Raw genomic sequence first — 1,644 nt, 5'->3', positions numbered from 1 at the left:
GTAAACAACCACGTAGCTCACGGTGAGTGATGGCGGCGGGCATGCGCTATCGCCGGGTGCCGTGCGAGGCGGACCCGGGACGGCGACGGGTGTCAGGGGACGGCGGTGGGCATGGGTGGCCGCCACGGGGTTCCGGTGATCACGTCTCGGAGCGCCCTCATGACGGGGACGCCGTGTTTGCGCACGGTGGAGATGCAGCCGCGGATGTCCAGCCGCGCCTGGGTGGCGTCTTCGCTGGTCAGCCGCCCGGAAATCTTCTGCTGGGTCTTCTCCGGCCGCAGATCGCGCTCGCTGAGGTTGTTGGTGGGCCAGATGCCGGCGCCGTAGCAGAAGGCCAGTACCCAGTCCTCGTGGTCGCGGCAGAACTCCAGCAGTTCCCGCCCGACCTTCTGTTTGACCTGCTTCTTCGGCCCGGGAACCCGGGGCACGTCGTGCAGACCGACGACGACCGCCCGCCGGAACTCGGTGATCAGCGGGTCGCGCAGTTGCGGGGTGATCTCGCTCTGGCCGGCCTGGCGGGCCAGGTTGTGCTGGTGGATCAGACCGCGCAGCGCGCGCTGGGCCTGCTCGGGCCAGGTCGTGCCCGGGTAGGCCTGGCCGGCGTCCTCAAAATCGCGCAGGAGGTGGGATTGGCAGGCCTGATGTCCGGCGACCTGCCAGAACCGGTGGAAGTACAGCCCGTACCGGTCGTGCACGATCACACCGCGGTACCACGGCATGAACCCGAACCCGATGAAGCTGGCCAGGTCGCGTTTGCCCAGGTGGAACGCGGTCAGCGTGTCGGTGGAGGCCGACAGCGCGTACCTTTTGGCGGACTTGGGGCCGACCCGCAGCGTCGTCTCGTCCAGCCCGATCACCTTGGCGAGCAGCAGCAGCGTCCAGATCCAGTGCGTGACCTCACCCAGCAGGGCGGCGCAGCGGGTCAGCATGCCGTGCACGAACCCGCGCGACACCTCCGCGCCAGTCAGATCGGCGATCAGCTGAACGCACCGGTCGACCGGGACATGCTGATACACCAGCAGGTAGACGACCAGAGCCCGCAGGTTCGCGCCGATCCCGATCACAGCGCCGGGCGCTCCTGGCGGACGCTCGGCGGTGTGCACCGGCCACAGCCGCACTTCGCGCTGTGCATCTCGTGCTGTTCCCGCCGCGCCGAGGTCAGCGGGATCTCCACCTGCTGGAAGCAGTCGCTCACGCCCAGATCAGCGGCGTCGGCCAGGTCGGTCCCGCATGGGCAGGTGCCCCGCGGCCGATGCGCGATCCGTACGTCAGGGTCGTTGTCCCAGGCCAGCCCGAACCCCGCGGCTCCCGGACGCTTACCGCGTTTACTCTGTGGCGACGGGTTCGACCGCTTCTTCGGCGGGACTCGGCCGGGCTGATCATCACCGGAGGGCGGCATCGAGGAGTTCCCCGAGTTCCGCGAGATCATCCGCTCCAGCCGGGTCAGCCGCTGCTCCAACTCGGCCTTCTCGGCCTCCAACTGCGCGATCCGGGCTTCCTGCGCGGCCAGCCGCTGCCCCTGGGCGGCCAGCAGCATGAGCAGGCTCAGCTCACGCCACGACACTTCCTCACCAGGGGACACATCACCAAGCGGATCACCTCATCAGGGACAAAGCACGCACCCGGCTCGGCGTGTCGCCCGGC

2 protein-coding genes are annotated in these 1,644 nt (G+C 69.0%); both read right to left on the bottom strand.

From position 1 onward, the window contains the following. Positions 1-92: 92 nt before the first annotated feature. A complete protein-coding gene (locus tag ABGB08_RS54510; RefSeq protein WP_347608476.1) occupies positions 93-1,064 on the bottom strand; it encodes a transposase in 972 nt (323 codons plus the stop codon). Beyond that, entirely contained in the window at positions 1,061-1,564 is a 504-nt protein-coding gene (locus ABGB08_RS54505) for a DUF6444 domain-containing protein (RefSeq protein WP_347608473.1), read from the bottom strand. The genes ABGB08_RS54510 and ABGB08_RS54505 overlap by 4 nt, the downstream gene beginning before the upstream one ends. Positions 1,565-1,644: the final 80 nt, after the last annotated feature.

It is taken from the genome of Acrocarpospora sp. B8E8 (assembly GCF_039871605.1).
In the GTDB taxonomy this organism is placed as follows: Bacteria; Actinomycetota; Actinomycetes; order Streptosporangiales; family Streptosporangiaceae; genus Acrocarpospora; species Acrocarpospora macrocephala.
The sequence above is the reverse complement of the archived record's forward strand: the minus strand, read 5'-3'. Positions and strand labels throughout refer to the sequence as shown.